Origin of the sequence: Selenomonas sp. FOBRC9 (assembly GCF_000287655.1) — a bacterium.
In the GTDB taxonomy this organism is placed as follows: Bacteria; Bacillota; Negativicutes; order Selenomonadales; family Selenomonadaceae; genus Centipeda; species Centipeda artemidis.
The window spans coordinates 1-25,410 of record NZ_ALJR01000048.1; the positions used below are offsets into that span (position 1 = coordinate 1).

The 25,410-nt window shown below is 58.2% G+C and carries 30 protein-coding genes and 5 tRNA genes; 3 read left to right on the forward strand and 32 right to left on the reverse strand.

Annotated elements, in window-relative coordinates; translation table 11 throughout:
• The 6 genes from HMPREF1147_RS11165 to HMPREF1147_RS11190 form a co-directional block, all read right to left on the reverse strand.
• A partial coding sequence (locus HMPREF1147_RS11165) for an IS256 family transposase (protein WP_037351037.1) occupies positions 1–702 on the reverse strand: 702 nt, incomplete at its 3' end.
• A gap of 88 nt (positions 703–790) precedes the next feature.
• Entirely contained in the window at positions 791–1,555 is a 765-nt protein-coding gene (locus tag HMPREF1147_RS11170; RefSeq protein ID WP_009439241.1) for an amino acid ABC transporter ATP-binding protein, read from the reverse strand.
• 12 nt (positions 1,556–1,567) lie between these two features.
• Positions 1,568–2,275 carry an amino acid ABC transporter permease gene (locus HMPREF1147_RS11175; protein WP_009658990.1) on the reverse strand — a complete coding sequence of 236 codons (708 nt, stop codon included), beginning with the start codon at positions 2,273–2,275 and terminating at the stop codon, positions 1,568–1,570.
• Positions 2,265–3,026, reverse strand: a complete 762-nt coding sequence (locus HMPREF1147_RS11180) for an amino acid ABC transporter permease (RefSeq protein ID WP_009658987.1) — start codon at positions 3,024–3,026, stop codon at positions 2,265–2,267. The genes HMPREF1147_RS11175 and HMPREF1147_RS11180 overlap by 11 nt, the downstream gene beginning before the upstream one ends.
• A 24-nt stretch (positions 3,027–3,050) precedes the next feature.
• Positions 3,051–3,917: a transporter substrate-binding domain-containing protein gene (locus HMPREF1147_RS11185; protein WP_009658986.1), complete on the reverse strand. Its 867-nt coding sequence runs from the start codon at positions 3,915–3,917 to the stop codon at positions 3,051–3,053.
• A gap of 17 nt (positions 3,918–3,934) precedes the next feature.
• Positions 3,935–4,939, reverse strand: a complete 1,005-nt coding sequence (locus HMPREF1147_RS11190) for a uroporphyrinogen decarboxylase family protein (protein ID WP_009658979.1) — start codon at positions 4,937–4,939, stop codon at positions 3,935–3,937.
• Positions 4,940–5,149: 210 nt separating this feature from the next.
• Here HMPREF1147_RS11190 and HMPREF1147_RS11195 point away from each other — a divergent pair, with 210 nt between their 5' ends.
• The 3 genes from HMPREF1147_RS11195 to HMPREF1147_RS11200 all read left to right on the forward strand — a co-directional run bounded on the left by HMPREF1147_RS11195 (position 5,150) and on the right by HMPREF1147_RS11200 (position 7,802).
• The gene (locus HMPREF1147_RS11195) at positions 5,150–6,304 is read left to right on the forward strand and encodes a PLP-dependent aspartate aminotransferase family protein (protein WP_037351584.1); all 1,155 of its coding nucleotides are present in this window, start codon (positions 5,150–5,152) and stop codon (positions 6,302–6,304) included.
• Between the two features lie 72 nt (positions 6,305–6,376).
• The gene (locus tag HMPREF1147_RS12200) at positions 6,377–6,535 is read left to right on the forward strand and encodes a hypothetical protein (protein ID WP_198003001.1); all 159 of its coding nucleotides are present in this window, start codon (positions 6,377–6,379) and stop codon (positions 6,533–6,535) included.
• Between the two features lie 97 nt (positions 6,536–6,632).
• Positions 6,633–7,802: a MalY/PatB family protein gene (locus HMPREF1147_RS11200; protein ID WP_009658977.1), complete on the forward strand. Its 1,170-nt coding sequence runs from the start codon at positions 6,633–6,635 to the stop codon at positions 7,800–7,802.
• Positions 7,803–7,904: 102 nt separating this feature from the next.
• Here the strand turns inward: HMPREF1147_RS11200 and HMPREF1147_RS11205 are convergent, their stop codons facing one another.
• From HMPREF1147_RS11205 to pfp, 26 genes are all read right to left on the reverse strand, one after another.
• The gene (locus HMPREF1147_RS11205; RefSeq protein ID WP_037351587.1) at positions 7,905–8,879 is read right to left on the reverse strand and encodes an SDR family oxidoreductase; all 975 of its coding nucleotides are present in this window, start codon (positions 8,877–8,879) and stop codon (positions 7,905–7,907) included.
• Positions 8,880–8,902: 23 nt separating this feature from the next.
• On the reverse strand, positions 8,903–9,682 hold the full coding sequence (locus HMPREF1147_RS11210) for a PHP domain-containing protein (protein WP_009658988.1): 780 nt from the start codon (positions 9,680–9,682) through the stop codon (positions 8,903–8,905).
• Positions 9,683–9,694: 12 nt separating this feature from the next.
• On the reverse strand, positions 9,695–10,570 hold the full coding sequence (rsmA, locus tag HMPREF1147_RS11215) for a 16S rRNA (adenine(1518)-N(6)/adenine(1519)-N(6))-dimethyltransferase RsmA (protein WP_009658984.1): 876 nt from the start codon (positions 10,568–10,570) through the stop codon (positions 9,695–9,697).
• On the reverse strand, positions 10,567–11,106 hold the full coding sequence (rnmV, locus tag HMPREF1147_RS11220; RefSeq protein WP_009658997.1) for a ribonuclease M5: 540 nt from the start codon (positions 11,104–11,106) through the stop codon (positions 10,567–10,569). The genes rsmA and rnmV overlap by 4 nt, the downstream gene beginning before the upstream one ends.
• A 27-nt stretch (positions 11,107–11,133) precedes the next feature.
• On the reverse strand, positions 11,134–11,427 hold the full coding sequence (locus HMPREF1147_RS11225) for a DUF2442 domain-containing protein (RefSeq protein WP_009349905.1): 294 nt from the start codon (positions 11,425–11,427) through the stop codon (positions 11,134–11,136).
• Positions 11,428–11,432: 5 nt separating this feature from the next.
• Positions 11,433–11,699 carry a DUF4160 domain-containing protein gene (locus HMPREF1147_RS11230; protein WP_009349904.1) on the reverse strand — a complete coding sequence of 89 codons (267 nt, stop codon included), beginning with the start codon at positions 11,697–11,699 and terminating at the stop codon, positions 11,433–11,435.
• Complete coding sequence (locus HMPREF1147_RS11235) at positions 11,692–12,381, reverse strand: thymidylate kinase (protein WP_009658978.1); 690 nt, start codon at positions 12,379–12,381, stop codon at positions 11,692–11,694. Before HMPREF1147_RS11235 ends, HMPREF1147_RS11230 begins: the two co-directional genes overlap by 8 nt.
• Before the next feature lie 2 nt (positions 12,382–12,383).
• The gene (locus HMPREF1147_RS11240) at positions 12,384–13,829 is read right to left on the reverse strand and encodes an aminotransferase class I/II-fold pyridoxal phosphate-dependent enzyme (protein ID WP_009658992.1); all 1,446 of its coding nucleotides are present in this window, start codon (positions 13,827–13,829) and stop codon (positions 12,384–12,386) included.
• Positions 13,826–15,076 (reverse strand): sensor histidine kinase, encoded by a 1,251-nt coding sequence (locus HMPREF1147_RS11245; protein WP_009658989.1) that lies wholly within the window; start codon positions 15,074–15,076, stop codon positions 13,826–13,828. Before HMPREF1147_RS11245 ends, HMPREF1147_RS11240 begins: the two co-directional genes overlap by 4 nt.
• Positions 15,077–15,259: 183 nt before the next feature.
• A complete protein-coding gene (dnaJ, locus tag HMPREF1147_RS11990) occupies positions 15,260–16,417 on the reverse strand; it encodes a molecular chaperone DnaJ (protein WP_009439139.1) in 1,158 nt (385 codons plus the stop codon).
• Between the two features lie 9 nt (positions 16,418–16,426).
• The gene (dnaK, locus tag HMPREF1147_RS11995) at positions 16,427–18,289 is read right to left on the reverse strand and encodes a molecular chaperone DnaK (RefSeq protein ID WP_009439175.1); all 1,863 of its coding nucleotides are present in this window, start codon (positions 18,287–18,289) and stop codon (positions 16,427–16,429) included.
• Positions 18,290–18,334: 45 nt separating this feature from the next.
• Positions 18,335–18,919: a nucleotide exchange factor GrpE gene (gene grpE, locus HMPREF1147_RS11260; RefSeq protein ID WP_009658980.1), complete on the reverse strand. Its 585-nt coding sequence runs from the start codon at positions 18,917–18,919 to the stop codon at positions 18,335–18,337.
• A 14-nt stretch (positions 18,920–18,933) separates the two neighbouring features.
• Entirely contained in the window at positions 18,934–19,968 is a 1,035-nt protein-coding gene (hrcA, locus tag HMPREF1147_RS11265; RefSeq protein ID WP_009439161.1) for a heat-inducible transcriptional repressor HrcA, read from the reverse strand.
• A gap of 213 nt (positions 19,969–20,181) precedes the next feature.
• Positions 20,182–20,556 carry a 50S ribosomal protein L7/L12 gene (rplL, locus tag HMPREF1147_RS11270; protein WP_009349893.1) on the reverse strand — a complete coding sequence of 125 codons (375 nt, stop codon included), beginning with the start codon at positions 20,554–20,556 and terminating at the stop codon, positions 20,182–20,184.
• Between the two features lie 45 nt (positions 20,557–20,601).
• Complete coding sequence (gene rplJ, locus HMPREF1147_RS11275) at positions 20,602–21,138, reverse strand: 50S ribosomal protein L10 (protein WP_009349892.1); 537 nt, start codon at positions 21,136–21,138, stop codon at positions 20,602–20,604.
• A 160-nt stretch (positions 21,139–21,298) separates the two neighbouring features.
• Positions 21,299–21,982: a 50S ribosomal protein L1 gene (rplA, locus tag HMPREF1147_RS11280; protein ID WP_009349891.1), complete on the reverse strand. Its 684-nt coding sequence runs from the start codon at positions 21,980–21,982 to the stop codon at positions 21,299–21,301.
• Positions 21,983–22,038: 56 nt separating this feature from the next.
• Positions 22,039–22,464, reverse strand: a complete 426-nt coding sequence (gene rplK / locus HMPREF1147_RS11285) for a 50S ribosomal protein L11 (protein ID WP_006693626.1) — start codon at positions 22,462–22,464, stop codon at positions 22,039–22,041.
• A 37-nt stretch (positions 22,465–22,501) separates the two neighbouring features.
• The gene (gene nusG / locus HMPREF1147_RS11290; RefSeq protein WP_009349890.1) at positions 22,502–23,053 is read right to left on the reverse strand and encodes a transcription termination/antitermination protein NusG; all 552 of its coding nucleotides are present in this window, start codon (positions 23,051–23,053) and stop codon (positions 22,502–22,504) included.
• Between the two features lie 14 nt (positions 23,054–23,067).
• Positions 23,068–23,253 carry a preprotein translocase subunit SecE gene (secE, locus tag HMPREF1147_RS11295; protein WP_009349889.1) on the reverse strand — a complete coding sequence of 62 codons (186 nt, stop codon included), beginning with the start codon at positions 23,251–23,253 and terminating at the stop codon, positions 23,068–23,070.
• Positions 23,254–23,267: 14 nt separating this feature from the next.
• Positions 23,268–23,417, reverse strand: a complete 150-nt coding sequence (gene rpmG, locus HMPREF1147_RS11300; RefSeq protein WP_009349888.1) for a 50S ribosomal protein L33 — start codon at positions 23,415–23,417, stop codon at positions 23,268–23,270.
• A 133-nt stretch (positions 23,418–23,550) separates the two neighbouring features.
• A tRNA-Met gene (locus HMPREF1147_RS11305) sits at positions 23,551–23,627 on the reverse strand.
• A 7-nt stretch (positions 23,628–23,634) separates the two neighbouring features.
• A tRNA-Thr gene (locus tag HMPREF1147_RS11310) sits at positions 23,635–23,710 on the reverse strand.
• A 9-nt stretch (positions 23,711–23,719) separates the two neighbouring features.
• Positions 23,720–23,795 (reverse strand) — tRNA-Met (locus HMPREF1147_RS11315).
• Positions 23,796–23,804: 9 nt separating this feature from the next.
• A tRNA-Tyr gene (locus HMPREF1147_RS11320) sits at positions 23,805–23,890 on the reverse strand.
• A gap of 18 nt (positions 23,891–23,908) precedes the next feature.
• A tRNA-Met gene (locus tag HMPREF1147_RS11325) sits at positions 23,909–23,984 on the reverse strand.
• Between the two features lie 145 nt (positions 23,985–24,129).
• Positions 24,130–25,392: a diphosphate--fructose-6-phosphate 1-phosphotransferase gene (gene pfp, locus HMPREF1147_RS11330; RefSeq protein WP_009349887.1), complete on the reverse strand. Its 1,263-nt coding sequence runs from the start codon at positions 25,390–25,392 to the stop codon at positions 24,130–24,132.
• Positions 25,393–25,410 lie beyond the last annotated feature (18 nt).

The following is a 25,410-nucleotide window of genomic DNA, read 5'->3' on the forward strand; positions in this document are numbered from 1 at the left end:
TCGATTTTTTAGGCTGTTAAGAACGCCAAGCCAATATTTGCTGCTCTCATTTTCTCCAATTTCAATGGTTAAGACTTCTTTTCGCCCGGCATCGTTAATCCCTACAACGACGTAGGCCGCAAGTTTGCTTACGATGCTGTCCTGACGCACGGAAAAATGGATGGCATCAATGAAAACGATCGGGTAAACGCTGACAAGGCAGCGGTTCTGCCATTCCTCAATGTGGGGCAGAATCTTATCGGTTACGTCGGATACAAATCCTTCCGATGCCTCAAAACCGTAGATGTCATTGATCGTTTCGGAAATCTGTCTCGTAGTCATTCCCTTGGCATACATGGATATGATTTTCTGATCAATCGCAGAGATATCCTTCTGCCGCTTTTTTACCACCTGTGGTTCAAAAGAAGACTGCCGGTCTTGGGGGACTTCAATCCGAACGCTCCCATAGCTGCTGTTTAATGTCTTGGATTTGTACCCATTGCGAGCGTTCTCATTGGCGGAGCGTTGGGATTTTTCGTAGCCTAAATGGCTGTCCATTTCCACCTCCATCATTTCCTTGATGGTTCCACCCAGCAGGTCTTTTAGTGCGTCTTGGATGTCGGATGTGCTCTCAATGTCATACTCTTGAAAGAGCTGCTGAATGATCGCTCTTTTCCCATCGGTCATTTTGACTTTGTGAACTTCTTTTTGTTGTTTTGCCATAAACAAAGACCTCCCATGATTTGATTTTACCATAGAAGTCCTTATTCCTTCGAGTCAGAAGTTTTTACAGAATTTCTTTCACACACTCCTAAATGAGAGCTGCAGGCTCATACTCTTCGGGCAGAATCCTCCGCAGAAACCGGCGCGTGCGCTCCTCACGCGGTGCGGTGAAGATCTCCTTCGCGCTGCCCTCCTCCACGATCACGCCGTCCGACATAAATACGACGTGCGTCGCGACGTCCTGCGCGAACTTCATCTCGTGCGTGACGACGATCATCGTCGTGCCTTCCTGCGCGAGCTGCTTCATCACCGATAGAACCTCGCCGACAAGCTCCGGATCGAGCGCGGAGGTCGGCTCGTCAAAGAGGATAACGTCGGGCTTTGCCGCAACGGCGCGCGCGATGCCGACGCGCTGCTGCTGCCCGCCCGAGAGCTGCGCGGGATAGTAGTCCGCACGGCTCTCCATGCCGACCTTGCGCAGCGCATCCATGGCGATCTCGCGGGCCTCTTCCTTCGCGATGCCGCGCCCGACCGTCAGCCCGAGCGTGACATTCTCGAGTGCGGTTTTGTTCGCGAAGAGGTTGTAGTTTTGAAAGACGAATCCCGTCTTTTTCCGCACGTCCGCGACCTCTTTATGCGATGCGTCCGCGAGCGAGAGATGCGCGCCGTGAAAATCCATCGCGCCGCCGTCGGCGCGCTCAAGGAAGTTCAGGCAGCGCAGGAGGGTCGTTTTGCCCGATCCGGAGGGGCCTAGGATGACAACGACGTCGCCCTTGTCGACGCTGAGACTGACGTCCTTCAGCACCTCGGTGTTTTCAAACTGTTTGCGGACATTTTGGACATGCAGCAGCATGTTCTCCCCTCCCTAAATTTGACCGCGGAACGCGCCGACGCGGCGCTCCGCCGCTGCGAACAGCAGCTGAACGATCGTGCAGAGCACGAGATAGACGACGAACACGTCGAGGTATGCCTCGATGTAGTTGTAGCCGTAGGACGCGGCGATTTTCCCCACCGCCATGATGTCCTTGACCGTCATGAGGAACGCGAGCGATGTCCCCTTGATGAGGTTGACCGTGATGTTGCAGATGCTCGGCAGCGCGACGACGAGTGCCTGCGGCAGAATGACGTGCAGATAGGTCGCGGGCGCGGAAAGTCCGCTCGCGAGCCCCGCTTCGAGCTGTCCCTTTGGGATGGCGAGCAGGGCGGAACGGAACGCCTCTGTGAGCAGCGCGATCGAGTTGATCATGAAGATAAAGACCGCGTACCAAAAGGGATCGACGGCATCGAATACGTTGACATCCAGTCCCACCTGCTTGACGACGACGTTGAGCAGGCTCGGCAGTAGACTATAAAGGAGCAGTATCTGCAAGATGAGCGGCGTGCCGCGCACAAAGGAGACGTAGCACCGCACGATGGTCCCGCCGACGCGGCGTCCGCGCACGCGCAGCACCGCAAAGTAGAACGCAGTCGGCGCGGCGAGGACGAGAGAGAGCACGGTCAGCGAGAGCGTGACGCCCGCGCCCTGCCAAACGAGCAGGAACGTCTCGCGCATAAATTCGAAATCAAGCTCCATCCGCGGCGCCTCCTCCCGTTACCGCACCCGCGCGGGCGGGCGCCTCGACGCGCAGACTCGCGCCTTTATCAAGGCGGCGTTCCACCCGCATGAACGCCTGCTCCAAGAGGAGCACGATCGCCCAGTAGACGAGCATACAGGCGAGATAGATCTCGATCCCGTACGCGCCGAAGTTCTGCGCGATGATGAGGTTGCCCTTGCCGATGAGGTCGATGAGACCGATGGTATAGGCGAGCGAGCCTTCCTTCAGCAAATTGATCGACGCGTTGCCAAAATTCGGCAGGGCGACGATCGCCGCCTGCGGGAGCATGACGTGGGCGAATGCCTGCACGGGCGAGAGCCCCGCGCAGACCGCCGCCTCGTACTGCCCGCGCGGCACCGCCTTGTACGCGGCGCGGAACACCTCGGAGATGTACGCGCCGAAGAGCAGTGTAAAGGTAATGACCGCAAACACCGCGCGGTTCATGCCGTTCATATCGATGCCGAATGCGCCCTGCAGGAGTTTTGGCAGCCCGTAGAACACAATGAACAGCAGGACGATGGACGGCGTACAGCGCATGACATACACATAGACTGCCGCGAGTGCGCGCAGCGGACGCCCGCCGTCAAGATTTGCCCATGCGAGCAGCCCGCCGAGGAGCGATCCCGCCGCGATGCTGATGCCCGCAACGAGCAGGGTCACGTCAAGATATGCGAGGAGGTCGGGCAGCACCTCTAAAATCATACCGGCGTCAAAGGCTCTTGTTTCCACCCTTCACCTCACATTTCTCTCCGCTTACTTCAGATATTCCGAAAGGCTCTCGCCGAAATATTTCTGCTCAAGTTCCGCGATCTTGCCCTCGGAGCGCAGCTCCTCGATCGCCTTGTCATATTCGTCGGCGAATGCCTGCTCGTTCTTGTTAAAGATCGGGTACGTCGGGATGCCTTTGTAGCGCACATAGGTCAGCTTGTCGCTGAACGCATGGTAGGGCGCATCCTCCTTGGCGATGTTGTTCTTGTAGCTCAGCTCGACGTCGAGATAGCCGTCGTAGCGCCCCTCCATCACCCAGCTGTACGCGTCCGCGTTCTGGAACGACTCGGAGGACGTCAGCTTGATCTGATTGTCCGGGTTCTCCTTGTTGTAGGTGTCGACAACCATGTAGCGCGCGTCCTGCGGAGCGATTGGCACGATCTTGCCGCTGAACTTCGCGAACGACGCCATATCCTTGATCTCATTCGCCGTGTCCTTGCGGATCGTCAGACCGATGACACTCGCGCCGATGTTGTTCTTCGGGAAAACATATTTCTTCTTGCGCGCATCCGTGATCCAAATACCTTTCGTCCCGACCGTGTACTTGCCCGATTCGACGCCGATGAGAAGGTCGTCGTCCGAGGTCGGCACGAATTTGAACTCATACTGCGGCAGTTTCTTCGCGACTTCCTTCATCACCGCGACCTCGAATCCGTCGGATTCACCCTGCTCGTTCACATAGTCGTACGGGACATAGTAGTTCGTGTGCGCGACCGTGACGATCTTCTTGCCGTCCGCGGATTTCGCCGCGCCGCCGTCCGCCGCGTCCTTGCCGCAGCCCGCAAGACCTACGGCAAGCGCCGCACCGAGGAGCGCCGTCAGCGCCGTTTTCGTGATTTTATTGAAATTCATTTTGCCATCCTCCTATCTCAAACGCGTGCGGCTTCGCGCACCCATGCAAAACGGTTCCGATCGATGTCGCGCGGCACGGTGCAATCCGCGCCGAGCAGGATGCCCGTGCGCCCCGCCGCCGCCAAAATGCGGCGTGTCTCCGCCTCCACCTCCGCGCGGCTGCCGCGATAGAGCACGTCCGTATCGAGGTTGCCGAATCCGCCGAGCAGCGCGTGCTCCGGGAACACTTTGCGCCCCTCCTCGAGCGGCACGCCCTCGACCACCGCCGCCCAGTTGATGGTCTTGACCTCGTAGCCGCGATACCATTCGAGCTCGTTGCGGTGTCCCGCATAGCCGCAGATGTGCAGGATGTTGTAGTCGTTTGCCGCGTTCGCCGCGCGCAGAATCTCCTGTTCCCCGGGGGCGAACACCGCGCGGTAGACGCTGCGGTCGTCTCCGAATCCCGTGTGGTTTTGCAGGCTGAGGTAAATGCCCGTCACGCCCGCCTCCTCGATGATGCGGCGCGCGAGCTTCGCGATGTCGGCGGAGATGACGGCGAACGCCGCCTTTACCGCTTCCTTATCCTCACGCACGAGATTCGTGAGGAACGTCTCACTCTCGTCGATCGTGCCCGGCCGCATAAATTTCACCGTCGTCGCCGCGGAGAAGATATTGTAGAACGTCGCGATCTCATTGCCGTAGCGGCGTGTGATCTCCTTCGCATACGCAATCTGCCGCGTGAAGAACGGGTGGTCGTCGGGCAGCGGCTGCACCTTCGCCAGCTCCGCCGCCGTACGCGCCTGCTGCACGACGGGATTCGGATAGGAGAAGAACCCGTCCGTCATGATCTTTACAAAGTCCGGCTGCGACTCCTCGATGTAGCGCAGCTCCCCGTCCAAGACCTTTTTCTCTAGGCTCGGATCATCGTACGCGTTCGCGTGAATCTCGTCATCGAGGAAATGAAACCAAAATCCCGCCGGAACGCGTTCGACTCCCTTGCGATCCATCGCGCTCAGCACAAGTTCTTTCTTCGATACCGCCATGATATGCTCCCTTCCCGGCAAGTCTGCCGGACTCTTAAATTCATTGTTCGCAGATATGTTTTAACTTTATCGTGGAGCAATCATACAACGCTTTAGCATAGTTGTCAAGTATGTTTTTATGGATTTTTTGATTGACAGATGCCTTTCCCCGCGTTTATAATGAAATACATAACAATGCTGAACTGCAAAATGATGAGGGAGGAAATAAACATGAAGGATTTTTCAGCCGAGGTGCATGGCTGTCACAGATACGATGCAACGGGGGCAATCACGGAGCCGATCTATCTCTCCGCGACGTTCCGCCATCCCGCATTTCGCCAGAGCACGGGCTACGACTACGGGCGTATGGCGAACCCAACGCGCAGTGTGCTCGAGCAAACCGTCGCGCTCCTCGAGGGCGGCGAACGCGCGTGGGCGCTGTCCTCAGGCATGGCGGCAATCAACCTCGTCTTTTCCCTCTGCACGGCAGGCAACCATGTGCTCCTCTCCGAGGACATCTACGGCGGCACGGTGCGCCTGACGAACGAAATCTACGCAAAATACGGCATTGACTTCGAATATATCGACACGCGCGATGCGGCGCTCGTGCGCGCGAAGATGCGCCCCGCGACGAAGATGGTCTTCATCGAGACGCCCTCGAACCCGATGATGTTCGTCACGGACATCCGTGCGCTTGCGGACATCGCACACGAGGGCGGTGCGCTCCTTGTTGCCGACAACACCTTCCTCTCGCCGCATTTCCAAAAGCCGCTCATGCTCGGCGCGGACATCGTCCTCGAAAGCGGAACGAAGTACCTCTGCGGGCACAACGACATCATCTGCGGATTCATCGCCGTCAAGGACGGCACCTCTGATCTCGCGGAGCGCATCGAGTTCTTCGTAAAATCTGAGGGTCCGAATCTCAGTACGATGGACGCGTGGCTCATGCTGCGCAGCATCAAGACCCTCGGTGTCCGCATCGAACGGCAGGCACAGAGTGCACTCACGACAGCGGAGTGGCTCGGCACGCTCCCGGAGGTCACGGAGGTGTTCTACCCCGGCCTCCCGGATCATCCCGGACACGAACTGCAAAAAAGTCAAAGCACCGGGTTCGGCGGGATGATCTCGTTCAAGGTACAGACGCCCGAAATCGCACAGAAATGTCTCGCACACCTGAAGCTCATCGCCTTCGCCGAAAGTCTCGGCGGCGTCGAAAGTCTCCTCACCTATCCGCTCGTGCAGACGCACGCGGAGATGCCTGCCGAACTCATCCGCCGCACGGGGCTTGACAGCCGTCTCCTGCGACTCTCCGTCGGCATCGAGGACGTCGACGACATTGAGGAGGATCTTGCCCAGGCGCTGCGCGCCGCGGCACGAGAAAGATAATAGGGAGCACTACTATAAAATAACCTTCGTGAAAAAAGCTGCAACCGATGCGCGCCCTCCGGCGCGGAAAGAGTGATGCCCTTTAAGTATGGCGCAGGGGGGCGTTATCACAGCCGCAAAGCTGTAACCCGCAAGGGCGGCGCGGCATATTTACCTCCCGTTCATATGCAGTGTGAGAACGCCGCTGTGCAGCCCAAGGAGCAGAGCGACACAGGGCTGTGCGGCGTATAACATTCTGAGCGCCGAATATCACTGCCGCGTCGTTTGCGCAGCGGCGTGAAACGCCTCCCTAAGCCATGCAATAACAGTTTCTAACAGGAGAATCATCATGCCCACGAATTTTGACGAACTCATCGACCGCCGCGGCACCGCGAGCATCAAATACGACTTCGCCGCAGAGCGCGGCTATCCGAAAGACGTCCTCCCCTTTTGGGTCGCCGACATGGACTTTCGCGTGCCCGCGCCCGTCCTCGACGCCCTCACGCGCCGCACAGCGCACGGCATCTTCGGCTATACGCAGGTGAAGGACGATTACTTCGCCGTCCTGCAGCACTGGTTCAAGACGCGCCACAACTGGGACGTCGCGCGCCGCGAGCTCGTGATCACGCCGGGTGTCGTCTTTGCCATCGCGACCGCCGTTCGCGCATTCACAGAACCCAGCGACGCCGTGCTCATCCAGCAGCCCGTCTACTATCCGTTCGCGAACGTCATCCGCGACAACGGACGCACGCTCGTCGACAATCCCCTCCGGCTCGAAAACGGACGCTACGAGATCGACTTTGCGGATTTTGAGCAAAAAATCATCGAGAACAATGTGAAGCTCTTCATCCTGTGCAGTCCGCACAACCCCGTCGGGCGCGTGTGGCAGAACGCGGAGCTTGAGCGTATCGCCGAGATCTGCCTGCGCCGCCGCGTCCTCGTCGTCGCCGACGAAATACACGAAGAGTTCATCCGCCCCGGGTTCACGCATACGCCGTTCGCCGCCATCTCACCCGAAGCTGCAGCGATCACCGTTACCTGCACCTCGCCGAGCAAGACCTTCAACCTCGCGGGGCTGCAAATCTCCAACATCTTCATCAAGAACGACGGCCTGCGCAGCCGTTTCCGCACGGAACGCGGCAAAACGGGCTACGACGAACCGAACACGCTCGGACTCTCTGCCGCGCACGCCGCATACGAACACGGTGCGCCGTGGCTCACGGAACTCCTCGCCTACATTGAGACGAACTACGAGTATACGAAGGCGTACCTCGCACAGTATCTGCCGCAAATAAAAATCGTCGAGCCCGAGGGAACATACCTCCTCTGGCTCGACTTCCGTGCCTACGGTCTTTCGGACAAGGCGCTCAACGACAAAATCGTTCACGAGGCAAACCTCTGGCTCGACGACGGTCCCATCTTCGGCACAGGCGGCAGCGGTTTCCAGCGCATCAACATCGCCTGCCCCCGAGCGACGCTCGAACGAGGGCTTGAACAGCTCGTACAAGCATTTCGTTAAAAGGGATCTCCTTATTATCCCCTTTTCCCATAAGGAACAGGGCTATTACACGAAGGAAAAATCGTGCAATAGCCCTTTTTTATTTCTATATCAAATTCGATATCACAGATTCTCTCTGTACCATGCGATTGCCTCGCTGACGCCGCGCTTGAAATCGTATGCGGGCGCATAGCCGAGTTTTTCACGCGCTTTTGTGATGTCCGCGCCGCTGTGGCGGATGTCGCCCGCGCGCTCCGGTCCGTAGACGGGCGCGAGGTCTTTGCCGAGCAATTCTTTGAGGACGGCGTACATCTCGTTGAGGCTTGACCGCGTTCCGCTCGCGATGTTGTACGCCTCGCCCGCCGCTTCATGCGGCGCGGCGCACGCGAGGAGATTTGCCTGCACGACGTCTTCGACATAGACAAAATCGCGCGACTGCTCGCCGTCGCCGTTGACGGTCGGCGGCGTGTCGTGCAGGAGCGCTTCGACGAATTTCGGAATGACCGCGGCATACGCACCGTTCGGATCCTGGCGGCGCCCATAGACGTTGAAATAGCGCATCCCGTAACAGTCCAGTCCGTAATGCATCGTATACTGTGCGGCGTACTCCTCGGCGACGTACTTCGTCACGGCGTAGGTGGAAAGCCGCCTCCCGACGATCTCCTCGCGTTTCGGCATCGTTTGATCGTCGCCGTAGACTGCGGAACTCGAGGCGTAGACGAATTTTTTCACATGCGCCGCGGCGGCAGCCTGCATCATGTTGACCGTACCCATGATATTCGTCTCGGTGTAGGCGATCGGCTGCTCGATGCTCTCCGGCACGCTCACCGCCGCCGCCTGATGGAGCACATAATCGACACCCGCACAGACGCGCGCACACGCCGCAAAATCCTTGATGTCCCCCTCAATGAACTCAAATTTCTCATGCGTGCGCAGTCCCGAGATATTTTTCTCATAGCCCGTAGACAGATTGTCGAGCACGCGCACGCGATGCCCCATCGAGAGCAGCGCTTCACATAGATTCGAGCCGATGAATCCGGCACCGCCGCTCACGAGAAAAAGGCTGTTTTCGGGAAAATTAATTGTACGATAATTCATCATATCCCCCATTCCATGATGTATTACTGTTCACAAATCTGCATTTTGCGCTCCCGGAACGTGACGACAGTCAGATCAAACGCGTGCGCAAGTGCGAGCGCGCGGTCAAAATACGCGCCGACTGCCGTCGGTACATGCGCGTCGGAGCCGATCGTAACGTACCGCCCGCCGAGTTCGCGATAGCGGCGGTAGACGGGCGCGAGTTCCTTGATGCCGCGCGGCGTGCCGAGTCTGCGTGTATTGATCTCAATGACCGTCTCCGTCTCGACGAGCGCGCGGAGCACACCGTCGATTTCCTCCGCGAATGTGCCATAGGAAATCTCGGGATTCTCGAACGGCGCGTTGCGCGCGATGTAGTCGATGTGCGCGAGCGCGTTGATATAGGTCTGCGCGTAGATCTCCGCGCGCATGACGGAGAAGTATTCGCGGTACATCTCGTCCTTCTCGCGCCCCTCAAATCCCTCGGGGAGGTAGAGATCCTTCACGCGCAGGAAATGAATGGACGCGAGCACAAAGTCGAACGGCACACGCGCAATAAATGCCGCATTCTTCTCGCGTGAGCTCTCCATCATGCCCATTTCGACACCGAGGGACAGCCCCGCATCGCGCAGCGGCTCATATGCCGCCCAATACGCTTCGGGGTCAAAGAGAAACGTCTCCTCGCCCGCCGCGGGATAGTCATAGTCGCAGTGTTCGGTAAAGACGATCCCGAGTCCCTTTGCCCTCGCGGCGCGCAGGGCTTCCTCCGCGGGCATCTCCGAATCGGCGGAAAATACGGTGTGCGAATGGCTGTCAAAGAGCATCTTCATTCCTCCTCACCCTTGTCCCGGCAGATCGCCGACAGCATCGGAAATCCGTGCAAAGTCTTCGAGCGACAGCTGCTCGCCGCGTGTGCTGCCGGCGATGCCCGCCGCGCGCAGGGCGGCTTGCGCGGCATCCTTCGTCAGTCCCGCCCCCACCAGCGCATTCGGCAGGGTCTTGCGCCGCTGTCCGAATGCCGCGCGGATGAGACGGAAAAAGAGTTTTTCACTGCGCGGCGCAACGCTTGGGGTCTCACGCACAGTGCAGGCAACGACTGCGCTTGTCACCTCGGGCGCGGGGCGAAACGCCCTGGGCGGCACGTCCATCACCATGCGCGGCGCGGTGAAATACTGCACGGCGAGGGAGAGCGCGCCGTAGTCCTTTGACCCCGGCTGCGCCGTCATGCGCATCGCCACTTCCTTCTGCACCATCGTGACGAGCCGCTCGATCGGCAGCCGCTGTTCGAGGAGCGTCATGATGATCGGCGTCGTGATGTAGTACGGCAGGTTCGCCACGACCTTGAAGCGCTGCCCCTCTTTTAATCCAAGCGTCTCCGGGATGTTGATCTTTAGAATATCGCCCGGCACGACGGTGACGTTATCGTAGCCGCGCAGGGTTTCGGCGAGCACGGCGGGGAGCTTTTTATCCAGCTCGACCGCGACGACGCGCGCGCCCGTCTCCGCGAGCCCCTGCGTCAGCGTGCCGATGCCGGGGCCGATCTCGAGCACCGTATCTGCGGGCGTGAGCTGTGCCGCCTCCACGATACCGCGCACAACGCCCGCGTCCACGAGGAAGTTCTGCCCGAGCCGCTTGCTCGCACGCAGGTGAAAGGCGTTCAATATATGGCGCGTGACCTCCGGATCGGCAATCACGGGAATATTCGCTCTCATGGCAGCTCCTCTCCGGCGGATTGAAAGTCGGCGCGGCTGATGCCGTAGGTGTTGAGCCGCGCGAGAAACGTCTTTGCATTGGCGCATCCGAGTCCGAGCCGCCGCCCCATCAGGGCGCGGCGCGCGGCGGCATCAGGCGTCCCCGTCAGACCGTACGACATCATGTCGCGCATCGAAAAGAGCTCTGCGGGGCGCTCCATCGGCGTATGCACGAGGGCGAGCGCCGCCCGCACGGCATTGGGGCTCGCCTGCTCGACGCCGACGTCGCCGTCAGCGGCATTCGTCGCCTCCTCGGCGGGGATAAAGGCGTGTTTTGCACGCGGGAACATCTTCGTCAGACGCGCACGAATGCGTTCGCCGACCGTGTCGGGATCGGTGAGGACGATGATGCCGCGCGCTTCATACGCGGCGCGGATATCCTTGATTGCGCGGCTGCGCAGACGAAACCCGTCCGTGATGATGCAGTCCGCCTCCACCGCGCGCCGCACCGCCGCGACATCCATCTTCCCCTCGACAATGATCACTTCTTGAATCAAAACGTCACTCTCTTTGCGCCTTCCGGATCATACTTCCAACGGATCCCGTACAACGGGTGCGTCGTATACGTCAAACGGATCGATATCAATGCATTTGCGAGGATCTCTTTTCCCTTCAATATCCCACGCCGCCGTCCCGTTCATCACGGTGAGCGCCGCATCGAACACCGCCTTATCCGTGAGCGGGCGAAAGACGCCGCCGCGCGCCACGAGGGGCGCGGCATCATACCGGCGCACCGTTCCGTCGTTGAAGTATGCGTACAACTCGTACTGCTCGCCGGGCACGACCTGTAAGACCTCGGGAAAAAATCTCTCATCCATCGTTATCAGCCCTTTCTGAGCGGCGGTACCGGATTCGGTTCTTTCCCGCTCTTGACGAGTTCCCAATCCTGCATCAGTTCATCTTGATACATAGCGCACCATGCAAGCACAAGTTTTAATTGTCTGTTTGGGAGGAAGCCTCGCGTCACCGAAGCGGTTTGAATATCGATCTGTGCTTTGTTGCCTGCATATTCTGCATGAATATGCGGCGGGTTGTGGTCATTGTGATAGATCATGATACGTATTCCGAAGAAAATACTGATTTCAGGCACATGGTTCACCTCCCCAATATTTTCGCACCTCACGGTACAGCCGCTCGTGAATCTCCGCGATCGGCAGCGGTGCGCCGTCCGTGCTTGAGGGGATGCGCACCCAGCCGTAGCGCGCCGCGAGCAGGACGTAGGCGTCGTGGGTGCGCGCAAGGTAGTCCGCATCGCGCTCGTGGATGTCGGGCGCGGCGCCGCTGTTCTCTGCGCGCGCGGCGATGAGCCGCTGCGCCGCCGCAGGTTCCATGTCGAGGAAGAACACGGCGTCCGGCACGGGCAGTCCCATCTTGCGGAACTCCAGATCATAGAGCCAATCGAGGAACGCATCCCGCTCCGCATCGCCCCGAATCTTGACCGCCTGATGCACCATATTCGACGTCGTATAGCGGTCGGCAAGGATCACTGCGCCCGTCTCGTAGTCCCGCCCCCACTTCGTCCTGTAGGACGCGTAGCGGTCGACGGCAAAGAACGTGGATGCCGCATAGGCGTTCACATCATCCGCGTGCGTGCCGAAATCCCCGCGCAAATACATCCGCACGAGCATGGAGGAATCCGCCGCATAGTCGGGAAACGTAATCGGCAGGACGCTGTGTCCGTCCCGCTCAAGCCGCTCTGCGAGGAGCCGCGTCTGTGTCTCCTTCCCTGAGCCGTCACCCGCTTCGATGATAAAGAGTTTGCCCTTTGCCATAGCTATCCTTCCGCTGTCACCAGTATTGTCTCAAGGGATGCGTCCGACGCGCCCACAACACGCGCGCCCGCGTCCCGCATCGCGCGCAGATAATCGAGCGACGCCGCCTGTATGGCGTCCCCGGGAGCGAGCACGGGAATCCCCGGCGGGTAAAAGAGAATCGTCTCCGCCGCCGTGCGTCCTGCCGCCTGCGCGAGAGACACGCGCTCCTTCGGCGCAAAATATGCCGCGCGCGGCGTACACGGCGTCTCCGGCAAGGGCGGCATCTCCGGCGCCGCAGTCTCCGGCATATCTGCCTCTCCGCACCGCGCTGCTATCTTCTCAAGCGCCGCCGCAATTCGTTCTATCTCCCGCACTCCGTCCGCATAGGAGAGCAAAAAGAGCACATTATATGCATCCGACAACTCACACGCGATCCCCGCGCGGCGCAGCTCCTCTTCCGCCGCAAAGCCCGAGAGCCCGAGTCCCGCGACGTTCACCGTGACCTTCAGCGGGTCGAGCGCGACGCGCCCCGGCGCGCCCATGTACGCGCCGCCAAATGCCCACAGTCCCGGCAGCTCATTGATGCGCGCGCGCAGCTCCTCTGCGCAGCATATCGCTGTATCGAGCCGCGTGCGTCCCTCCTCTTCCATTTGCAGACGCGCCGCATCAAGCGAAGCGAGCAGGATCTCGTTCGGACTGGTCGACTGGAGCAGTCCCGATGCCGCGCGGATGCGTTCGGCGGGGACGCGCCCCGCGCGCGCGAGCAGCATGGATGTCTGCGTCAGCGAGCCGAGCATCTTGTGCGTACTCTCCGCGGAGAGATCCGCGCCCGCCTGCATCGCGGACGGCGGCAGCACGTCGGAGAATGCAAAATGCGCCCCGTGCGCCCCGTCGACGAGCACAAGTATCCCCCGCGTGTGCAGGAAGTCCGCGATCTCGGGCAGCTCGTTTGCAACGCCGTAGTACGTCGGGTAGACGAAAAGCGCGGCGCGTGCCCCCGGATGCGCCGCCGCTGCGCGCCGCACCTCGGCAAGGGAAACGCCCATCGCGATGCCGAGCCGCGCGTCGATCTCCGGCTGCATGTAGACCGGGCGCGCACCGACGAGGATCAGCCCGCCGACGATCGAACGGTGCACGTTGCGCGGCACGAGCACCGTATCCCCGGGCACAAGCGCCGACATGAGCATCGTATGGATCGCGCCCGTCGTGCCGTTGATCATGAAATACGCGGCATCCGCCCCATACGCCCGTGCCGCCATCTCCTCCGCCGCGCCGATGCATCCCGTCGGCGCGTGGAGGTCGTCGAGCTCCGCCGAGAGCGAGACATCGGCGCGCAGCCCCGTCTCCGTCAAAAAATTGCGGAGCAGAGGATGCGCCCCGCGTCCCCCCTTATGCCCCGGCGTATGGAATGGCGCGATACCAAGATTTGCATAATCTAGGAGCGCTCCGGCAATCGGCGCCTTCACTCATCCACCATACGGTTTTCCACGCGCAGATGTACCTTCGTCCCCTTCTTTGGCTCGGAGAGTATCTGAATTGCCGCGCCGATGAGTTTAGCACGCTCTTCCATGCCGATCACGCCGAAATGGCGTTTGCGCCGCTGTGCTTCCATATCAAAGGAATCATCGGACTCTTCGGTCGGCTCATCATGCGCATACTTTGTATCGAATCCCACCCCCTCATCTGCGATAAGTACCGTGAGCGCCGCATCGGTATAATGCATCCGCACCTTCACCTTATCCGTCTTGGCATGGTTCACCACATTGTTGAGCGCCTCCTGCACGATCCGGAACACGGCGATCTCCACATGTTTCGGCAGTTGATAATGATGACCCTCGAGACTAAAGGATCCGCGCAGCTTTCCACGTTCACCGAAAAGATTCACAAGCTGTTCCACCGCCTGCGGCAGCCCGAGATCGTCGAGCGCCATCGGCCGCATGTCAAATATAATCTGACGGACGCCCGTAAGACATTTACGGATCTCACCGCGCAGCTCCCCTAGCGTTTCCTTCGCAGCTGCCATATCCTGATCCATGAGCCGCTCCGTGATGCTCGTCGTAAAAAGAGCATTCGCCAGATCCTGCGCGGGGCCGTCGTGAATCTCGCGCGAGATGCGGTAACGCTCCTCCTCTGTCGCCTTGATGATGCGTGCGCCGACAAATTTATCTTTCTGCACCGCCTCGATTTTCCAAATCACGCCGCTGACGTGTGTGCTGAGGTAGCTGAGCACCGAACCGATCGCGAGCGCCATGTGTTCCGCACGCTCGACCATTGTGAAGAGGTAACGCAGACGAATCTCCAGCTTATCCCGTTCCACGCGCATCTGCTGCTCTTTCTCCCGCTCGATGGCGAGATTGATCTGAATGATGGAGACATTCTCGTAGGTTTTGCGAATCTCGTCCTCCGAAAACTCGGAGAACCTGCTGCTGACCTCAGCGAGCCGCTGCTTCGCCTGCTGCTCCTCAGCTGCAAGTCCGTCCACACGCTCAATCGTCGTGGTTACATTCTTCTTCAGCTCGATGAGCCGCTGTCGCGCCTGCTCCAGCTCGCTGCGCGTATTTTGATAGATGTCGAAGATCTGTGTCTTGTTGTCCTCAATGGTATCGATGGTATTTGTCAACAAGCGGCGCAACTGGCTCTCTTCGATCCCCTCTGCACTCTCCTGCTCCAACGCTGCGGCGCTCCGGCGCATATTTCTCTCACGTTTACTCATAATCCCCTCCTGCTCTTTGTGACCATTGTACTCTATTTCCCCGCAAAAGTCACGCAGTGTACGAGGGATATATAATGATCCGCGCAGAACATTACATATGCACGAACCATATAACATGTTCAAAAAAAATAGGGCTTATTGCACATATACAAAAGTATATTTGTGCAACAGCCCTATGATCCGTCAGCCTTTGGTAAATAAATCTTTGAATTTTTCGTAGAAACTCTTTTGCTCCGGGTTGACGGAGTCTGCGCTGAGTTCACCGAACTCCTTGAGGAGTTCTTTTTGCCGCGCGGAGAGTTTCTGCGGGGTTGTGACCTTGATGCGGACATGCTGATCGCCGCGCCCCGTACCGCGCAGGTGTGGGATACCCTTCCCCTTGATGCGGAGCACCGTTCCGGTCTGGATCCCCGCGGGGATTTTCAGATCGACCGCACCGTCGAGCGTCGGTACCTGTACCGTATCGCCGAGCGATGCCTGTACGAAGGTGATCGGTATCTCGATGATGACATCGTTCCCACGCCGCTGAAAGAGCTTGTGCGGTTTGATGTAGATGTAAACGTAGAGATCGCCGTTGCCGCCGCCGCGCACGCCGCCTTCGCCTGCTCCGGTGACGCGCACGCGCTGTCCTTCGTCGACCCCTTTGGGAATCTTGACGTCAATCTTGCGCGTGACATGTCTGCGTCCGGTGCCATGGCAGTCTCCGCACGGCGTTTTGATGATCTTGCCCGTGCCGCCGCATTTACTGCACGTCCGCGCTGTACGCATACTGCCGAGGATCGTCCGTTGGACGACCTCTTCCTGTCCCGTGCCGTGACAAGCGGGACAGGTCTCGGGCGTTGAGCCCTTGGCCGCACCGCTGCCGCCGCAGGTCTCACAGTTTTCATCCCGCGGAACATCGAGCTGGATTTCCTTGCCAAACGCAGCCTCTTCAAATGTGATTTCAAGGTCAAATCTAAGATCCGCACCGCGTTCGGGACCCTGCTGACGCGCGCGGCGACTGCCGCCCATGCCGAACATATCGAAGATGTCGTTCACGTCGAATCCGCCAAAGCCGCCGAATCCGCCGCCGAAAGGGTTCCCTCCTCCGGCGCTGCCCCCGCGGCGCGGGTCAAAGGCATCGTGCCCAAATTGGTCGTATGCCGCTTTTTTCTGAGGATCTTTAAGGACATCATACGCCTCGTTGACCTCTTTGAATTTCTCCTCGGCGGTCTTCGGGTCGTCACGGTTCAGGTCGGGGTGATACTTACGCGCGAGTTTTTTGTATGCTTTTTTGATCTCGTCGTCCGAGGCGCCCTTTGCGACGCCTAAGATTTCGTAGTAATCGCGTTTATCGCTCACAATACCACCTTACTTCTTGTCGTCTTTGACCTCGGTGAACTCCGCGTCGACGACGTTATCATCCTGCGGTGCGCTCTGCTGCGCACCTGCGCCCGCATCGCTGCCCGGCGCCGCACTCTGCGTGCCTGCCGCCTGCTGTGCCTGCTGGTACGCGGCTGCGGAGAGCTCATAGAGCGGCTGCTGAACTTCCTCGGTCGCCTTCTTGATAGCGTCGAGGTCGCTGCCCTTGAGGGCTTCCTTCAGCTTTTCAACGCCCGCATTGACCTTTGCAACGAGTGCCTGATCCGCTTTTTCGCCGAGATCCTTGACCGCCTTCTCCGCCTGATAGACGAGAGCGTCGCCCGCGTTGCGCACATCAACGGCTTCCTTCTGTGCCTTGTCCTCGGCAGCATGAGCTTCTGCCTCTTTGACCATACGCTCGATGTCCTCTTTGCTCATGCCGCTGTCGGACTGGATGGTAATCTTCTGCTCTTTACCCGTGCCGAGATCCTTTGCCGAAACGTTGACAATTCCGTTGGCGTCAATGTCGAACTTGACCTCGATCTGCGGTACGCCGCGCGGTGCAGGCGGGATATCCGTAAGCTGGAAGCGTCCGAGCGTCTTGTTGCCCGCCGCCATCTCACGCTCACCCTGAAGCACGTGGATCTCAACGCCCGGCTGATTGTCCGCCGCCGTCGAGAACACCTGACTCTTCGAGGTCGGGATGGTTGTGTTGCGGTCGATGATTTTCGTGCAGACGCCGCCGAGCGTCTCAATGCCGAGCGAGAGCGGGGTCACGTCGAGCAGGAGCACGTCCTTGACCTCGCCGACGAGCACGCCGCCCTGAATCGCTGCGCCGATGGAGACGCATTCGTCCGGGTTGACGCCCTTCGACGGCTCTTTGCCGAGGATCTTGCGGATTGCTTCCTGTACCGCGGGGATACGGGACGACCCGCCGACGAGAATAATCTTGTCGATGTCGCTGCCCGAGAGCCCTGCATCTTCCATCGCTTTGCGCGTCGGCACCATCGTACGCTCGACGAGGTCTGCCGTGAGTTCTTCAAATTTTGCACGCGAGAGCGTGAGGTCGAGATGCTTTGGTCCCGTGGCATCCGCCGTGATAAACGGCAGGTTGATATTCGTCTGGGACATACTCGAGAGTTCGATCTTTGCCTTCTCTGCCGCCTCGATGAGACGCTGTGCGCTCATCTTGTCCTGCGAAAGATCAATGCCGTTGACTTTCTTGAACTCCTCGACCATCCAATCCATAATCTTCTTATCGAAATCGTCGCCGCCGAGGTGGGTATCGCCGTTTGTTGCCTTGACCTCGAACACGCCTTCGCTGAGTTCGAGGATGGAGACATCGAATGTGCCGCCGCCAAGGTCGAAGACGAGAATAGTCTCGTCCTTATCCTTATCCAGACCGTAGGCGAGCGCCGCCGCGGTGGGTTCGTTGATGATGCGCAGGACTTCGAGACCTGCGATCTTGCCCGCGTCCTTCGTCGCCTGACGCTGACTGTCGTTGAAATACGCGGGCACCGTAATAACCGCCTGCGTCACCGTCTCACCGAGATATGCTTCGGCATCACTCTTAAGCTTTTGCAGAATCATCGCCGAGATCTCGGGCGGCGTGTAGCTCTTGCCGTCGATCGTGACATGATAGTTCGGATCGCCCATATGGCGCTTGATGGACGAGATCGTACGATCCGGGTTTGAAACCGCCTGGTTCTTCGCCAGACGTCCGACGAGACGCTGTCCATCCTTCGTAAAGCCAACCACCGACGGGGTGATGCGGCTGCCCTCCGGATTCGTGATAACGGTAGGCTCGCCGCCCTCCATCACCGAGACAACGGAGTTCGTCGTACCAAGGTCAATACCAATTACTTTAGCCATTTTATATTCCTCCAAATCAAATATGATGATGTGATTTCTTTTTTGTTAACTGCCGGCGACCTGCACCATTGCGGGACGTATGACGCGTCCCTTTGCGCGGTAGCCCTTTTGCAGCACCTGCGTAACCGTCCCGTCCGAGACGTCCGGGTTCTCGACGCGCATAACCGCCTGGTGCACATTCGGGTCAAAGGGCTGCCCCTCCGCCTCGATATGTTCCAGACCGTTCTTGTCAAGCACCTCTTTGAGCTGGGTGAAGATCATCTCCACGCCCTTGCGGAACGCCTCGCCGTCCGTCTGCTCCACCGCCATCGCCCGCTCGAAATTATCGAGGAGCGGCAGGAGATCGCCGAGTATATTCTGCGTGATAACCGCTGTCAGCTCTTCCTTCTCCTTTGCCGTGCGCCGACGGAAATTTTCAAAATCCGCCTGAAGCCGCAGAATGCGGTCATTTTTCTCTTTGAGCTGCGCTTCGAGCGCGTCGACAGGATCCTCTTCGGGCGCAGTGCCCTCCACCTGAATCTCCGGTTCCACAGCCGTATCTGTGGCTGCTTCGTCCGTTTCGACTTCTTGCTCTGCGGGCTGCACCTCTTCCACCGGTATCTCCTGTACCGGCTCTTCCTTTTCCTGCAAGCTGTTCACCTCTTCTACCACTTCAGACGATGGATCATCTCTGTTAAATTCGTGTTCACATAGTCCAGAATGCGCATTGCCTTCGCGTATTCCATGCGCGTCGGACCGAGCACCGCAATCGTACCGAGCAGTCTGCCGTCCACATGATACGAAGCTGTAATCACGCTCGTATCCCAAAACGCACTGCTCATGTTCTCGCGCCCAATTGTCACTGTCAGCCCCTCGCCCGTATGCGTGTGCAGGATCTCCTTGACGAGATCCTCGTGCTCAAGGGCGTGCAAAATCTCGCGCACACGCTCAAGATCCCGATACTCCGGATGTGCGAGAAGCTGCGACGTACCGCCAAGGTACAAACGCTCCCCGTCACGCCCCTCGAGGGCTCGATGCATGACGTGCATCGCCTCGGCAAATATTGCCTCATCACCGATGTCGTCACGAATGCACCTCAGATCTTCACGCGTCACATCCCGCAGTGCCTTGCCCGCGAGTATGCGGTTAACCGCGTCCGCCATTCGGAGGAAGTCCTCGAAAGAAGCCCCCTCCGGAATCTCAATGACGCGATTCTCGACGAAGCCCGCATCCGTCATGAGGACGGCGATCACATGGCTTTCGCCCATCGGCAGGAACTGCAGCAGGCGAAATGCCGACTGTGCTGCCTGCGGCGCGAGCACGAGCGAAACATTGTGCGTCACATCTGCGATAAGACGCGCCGTCTCTTGGAACATCTCGTCGAGGCGCCGCACGCGTGCACGGTACCATTCGTGAATACGCGTGCGCTCCGTCTCCGTTACGGGAGCGACCGGCAGAAGTCCGTCGACATAGAACCGATAGCCCTTTGACGACGGGATGCGTCCGGCGGATGTATGCGGATGCTCTAGGAATCCAAGCATCTCCAGATCCGCCATCTCGTTTCGGATGGTCGCAGGGCTGATGCCGAGATTATATTTGCGTGCGAGTGTCCGAGATCCGACCGGTTCCGCCGACGCAATATAGTCGTCTACGATCGCCCACAAGATCTTGCTCTTGCGTGCGTCAAGTTCATCCACCATCAACCCCTCTCCTCTCTTTTAACTGTTGTTAGCACTCCATATTGTCGAGTGCTAACCGAATCTATAAAGAATATACAGCGTAAAAAGCAAAAAGTCAAGCGTAAAACGACAAAAAGTCAAATATTTTTTAGCGGATTTATTAGACGCACGAAAAAAGAGCTGCCGCACGATGTCTCCATGCAGCAGCTCTAATATAGTTTGTTTTGAAGTAAATTACTTCAGCTCGACCGTTGCGCCTGCCTCTTCGAGCTTGCCCTTGAGCTCCTCGGCCTCGGCCTTGGCGATGTTCTCCTTGACCGGCTTCGGTGCGCCGTCAACAAGCTCTTTTGCTTCCTTCAGCCCAAGACCCGTTGCCTCACGGACGGCCTTGATGACGTTGATCTTCTTATCGCCTGCGGACGCGAGAACGACAGTGAACTCCGTCTTCTCCTCAGCAGCGGCACCGCCTGCGGGCGCCGCACCGGCAGCTGCGACCGCAACCGGAGCGGCGGCGCTGACACCGAACTTCTCTTCCATTGCCTTAACGAGCTCGGAAAGTTCGAGAACAGTCATGTTCTCAATAGCTTCAAGAATCTGATCCTTATTCATGAGATATACCTCCAAAATTTTGTATGAAATCTGTTATATTCTTCCTTATGCGGACGCTTTCTGCGCACGCACTGCATCAAGCACATAGACGGCGTTGCGGATGACGCCCTGAAGGACGTTCACCGTGTTCGAGATCGGCGCGTTCATGCTGCCCATAAGCTTTGCGATGAGCTCTTCGCGCGACGGGAGCGAGGCAAGTGCCTGCACCTCGTTTGCCTCGATGACCTTGCCCTCGACGGTACCGACCTTGACGGACAGAACGCCTTTGTCGTCGAGCTTGTTCTTCTTGATGTAATCGCAAATAACCTTTGCAGGAGCAACGGCATCCTCCGCGGAGAATGCAAACGCCGTGGTTCCCTCAAGATGCGGGTCAAGCCCCTCGAGCCCAAGCGCATCGGCGGCACGGCGCAGCATCGTATTCTTCACGACATGATAGGTGACACCCGCAGAGCGCAGCTCACGGCGCAGCTCCGTATCCTGCGCGACCGTGAGGCCGCTGTACGTCGTGAATACGGCACCCTTGGCGGAGCCAAGCTGCTCTTTCAGCTTTTCAACGATAACTTCTTTTTTATGATCTGCCATGAAATTGTTTCCCTCCTTTCGTTTATGGAATATAAAAATCTCCGGCTGCTCTGCCGGAGATGAATGTTCTAATTCACGTCCGACCTCGGCAGGCGACTTCGTCGTTAGATGCTTTCGCAAACCTGCTGTCTACAGCCCGGGGAAATTCCGCCGCTCAGGCTTAGCTGAGCGCAACGGGGACGGCAGGTCCCATCGTCGCGACGACCGTGATGGAGCGGATGTACTGCCCCTTTGCCGCTGCCGGCTTTACACGGATGAGCGTTTCGATGACTGCCTGGTAGTTCTCGCGGAGCTTCTCCGCATCAAAGGAGGCCTTCCCGATGGGAACGTGGATATTGCCCGCCTTGTCCGTGCGGTATTCCACTTGACCTGCCTTGATCTCAGAAACTGCTTTCTTGAGATCCATGGTGACGGTGCCGAGCTTCGGGTTCGGCATGAGGCCGCGAGGGCCAAGCACCTTACCGAGACGACCAACCGTGCCCATCATGTCGGGCGTTGCGACGGCGACGTCAAAGTCGAGCCAGCCGCCCTGAATCTTCTGCACAATCTCGTCCGATCCGACGAAGTCCGCACCGGCGGCTTCCGCCTCGGCGACCTTTTCGCCCTTGGCAAAGACGAGAACGCGCTGTGTCTTGCCCGTGCCGTTCGGCAGGACAAGGGCGCCGCGCACCTGCTGATCCGCGTACTTTGGATCGACGCCAAGGCGCACATGCAGTTCGATGGTCTCGTCGAATTTCGCCGTGGCGGTCTTCTTCACGAGTTCCATTGCTTCCTGCGAAGTGTAGAGCTTGCCGCTCTCAATCAGCTTTGCGGCATCTTGGTATTTCTTACCAAATTTTGCCATTGTGTGTTCTCCTTTCGTGGTCACAGCGGGCAGAATGCCCTGCCACAGAGAGCGTCTTAGTCGACGATCTCGATTCCCATGCTGCGGGCGGTGCCCTCGATCATGGATGTTGCCGCCTCAATCGACGCGGCGTTCAGATCCGGCATCTTAGACTCGGCGATCTCGCGCGCCTTTGCACGCGGGAGCTTTGCGACCTTCGTCTTGTTCGGCTCGCCCGACGCCTTTTCGATGCCCGCAGCCTTCTTCAGCAGAACTGCTGCCGGCGGGGTCTTCGTGATAAAGGTAAAGGAGCGATCCTCAAAGACCGTGATCTCAACCGGAATGATCAGCCCTGCCTGCTTTGCCGTACGCTCGTTAAAGTCCTTGACAAACGCCATGATATTGACGCCCGCCTGACCGAGCGCAGGTCCTACCGGAGGAGCCGGCGTCGCCTTGCCTGCAGGAACCTGCAGCTTTACGACACGCGCAACCTTCTTTGCCATTGACACATCACCTCCTTTCGGTGTGTATTCTTTGGTCTCAGATCAGCTCGACCTGATCAATTTCAATGTCAATCGGCGTTCCTTCGATATCCACCTGTACGCGTGCTCCGGCAGAATCGATCGATATCACCTTGCCGGCGTAGTCCTCAAATGCCCCCGATACGATGCGTACGTTGTCGCCGACGGCGACCTTTGCCCGGCGCTTTGGCGCACCGCCCACAGAACCGCTCAGGATGCGCTCCGCCTCCTCCGCGGTAAGCGGAATGGGGTGCTTTTCGGAGCCGACAAATCCCGTGACGCCTGTCGTATTGCGGACGACATACCATGAATGCTCGTCAACGATCATATCGACCAGCACATATCCGGGAAATACCTTGCGCGGGACGACTTTTTCCTTGCCGTCCTTGACCTCAAGCTCGTCCTCTACGGGGACAACGACGTTAAAGAGCATGTCGCTCATGCTTGCCGAATGCATCAACCGCTCGAGATTCGCCTTGACCTTGTTCTCATAGCCCGAATAGGTGTGAATGACATACCATGCCCGGTGCGGGTTTGCCTGTCTCAGATAGAGTTCTTCCTTATCCGCCATATCCCTCACCCAGCCTAGTAATGCAAAATGACCTGAAATACACGGGCAAAAATCGTGTCACAGATCCAAATCAGTGCGCAGACGATAACAATCGCAATGCCGACGACGCCGGTGTATGTTGCAAGCTCGCGCTTTGTGGACCACGACACCTTCTTCATCTCGGCGACAACTTCGCGTAGGAATTTGACTATTTTTCCCATGATATCAGGCGCGCTTACTTCGTCTCTTTGTGTGCCGTGTGCTTGCGGCAGAACTTGCAGTACTTGTTGAACTCGAGACGATCCGGATTATTCTTCTTGTTCTTGTTCGTGCGATAGTTGCGGCTATGGCACTCGGTGCACTCAAGCGTAATGTTGTTGCGCATGAATATCAACTCTCCTCATTAGTTCTTTGGGCAATAACTCATACCAATTTATCATACTTGGAAAATGCTGTCAACCGCAACATTTTCACAAAAATGCATAAAAGAACCCCCGTATCGGGGGTGAGTTTCAAAATGGTGGCGGCACAGAGATTTGAACTCCGGACACTGCGGGTATGAACCGCATGCTCTAGCCAACTGAGCTATGCCGCCGTTATTATGGAGCTGATGACCAGGATTGAACTGGTGACCTTATCCTTACCAAGGATACGCTCTGCCGACTGAGCTACACCAGCGAACAAACTTGGTTGCGGGGACAGGACTTGAACCTGTGACCTTCGGGTTATGAGCCCGACGAGCTACCGACTGCTCCACCCCGCGATAAAAAAGTGGTGGGCAGGGATGGATTCGAACCATCGTAATCCGAAGATGACAGATTTACAGTCTGTTGCCTTTAACCACTCGGCCACCTACCCATGACTGCTATGCATTTTTGGTTGCGGGGACAGGACTCGAACCTGCGACCTTCGGGTTATGAGCCCGACAAGCTACCAACTGCTCTACCCCGCGATGATCTAAATGGCGCAGATTCGCGCACTGCGCTAACAAGACGATATTATACGACAACAGTATTGATTCGTCAATACCTAAAAACAAAAAAATTGGACTGCCGCAAACATCATACGGCAGTCCTTCTATACAGCCTGTTTGGTCTTTACGCTTCGCGCTCGTCCTCAAAGAGGTATCCGTACCGCTCCTTGAACTCCTCTGGGGTGAGGCGGTAAGCGTTGGCGAGCCCCGGATCGTCAAGATCGCCTTTTTCAAGGCGCATCATAAAGCCGCGCGCAATTTGGTAATGAACGGAGTCGATGTTGACCTTGCGCACTTTCGTCTTGCCCGTCTCGGGATCGCGAATCTCGTCAAAGCGCATCGGCACTGCCTGATTATCCTGAATGGTGATGATCGCGCCGGAGTCGCCTGCTCTGAGGAACTGCACGGCAGAGTAGCCAAGTGAGCGGCAGTAGTCGATGTCATATGCGATCGGTGCCGTGCAGCGCAGCTCGTAGCCAATTTCCTTATCAATAATAGAGAGTGTGATGCCGAGCTTCTTTGTCTCGGCGAGCACCGCCTGCTTGAGGATTTCGCCGAAGTCCAGCTCACTGTAGCGGATGTGTCCGTGCTCGTCCGTGACGACGCTGCCGAGTTTGGCAAAGTCCTCCTCGGCGATCTTTTCGATGACCCCCTCGGCAATGACGGCCACGCCGTAATTACGCCCCGTGAGATAGCGCTTCACGATCGAACCGGTGATGATGTCTACGATCTGTTGGAGCGGGATCTTATCCTGTGCGAACTCCTCAGGGATCACGGTGATTGCAGCGCCCGCGCTGCGCCCCATACCAAGCGCAAGATGCCCTGCTGTACGCCCCATCGCGATGGTGAAGTACCAGCGGTTATTCGTTGTGCTCGCGTCCTCCATGAGGTTCTCGATCTCCATCGTTCCGAATGCACGTGCGGTCTCAAACCCGAATGTCGGCACGCCCTCGGGGAGCGGGAGATCGTTGTCAATGGTCTTGGGCACATGCACGACGTTGATGGTGCGCCCCATCTTGCGCGCATACTCCGAGACTGCCATCGAGCTGAATGCGGTATCATCGCCCCCGATGGTGACGACATGGGTCACGCCCAGTTCTGTGAGGGTCTCTACAACGGTGCGCAGGTCGGATTCCTTCTTCGTCGGGTTGAACCGCGACATCTTGAGGATACATCCGCCCGTGAGGTGAATGCGGCTGATGCTCGGCGGGTCGAGACGGATGTAGTTCTTCTCCCCGCGCGCGAGCCGGGAAAATCCGTCGTACATGCCGAGGACATCCCAGCCGTGGCGCGTCGCCTCAACAACCACCGCCGAAATCACGCTGTTGATGCCGGGCGCAGGACCGCCGCCGCAGATAATCGCAATCACATTCTTGATACCAATCATGAGATTCCCTCCTCTTTG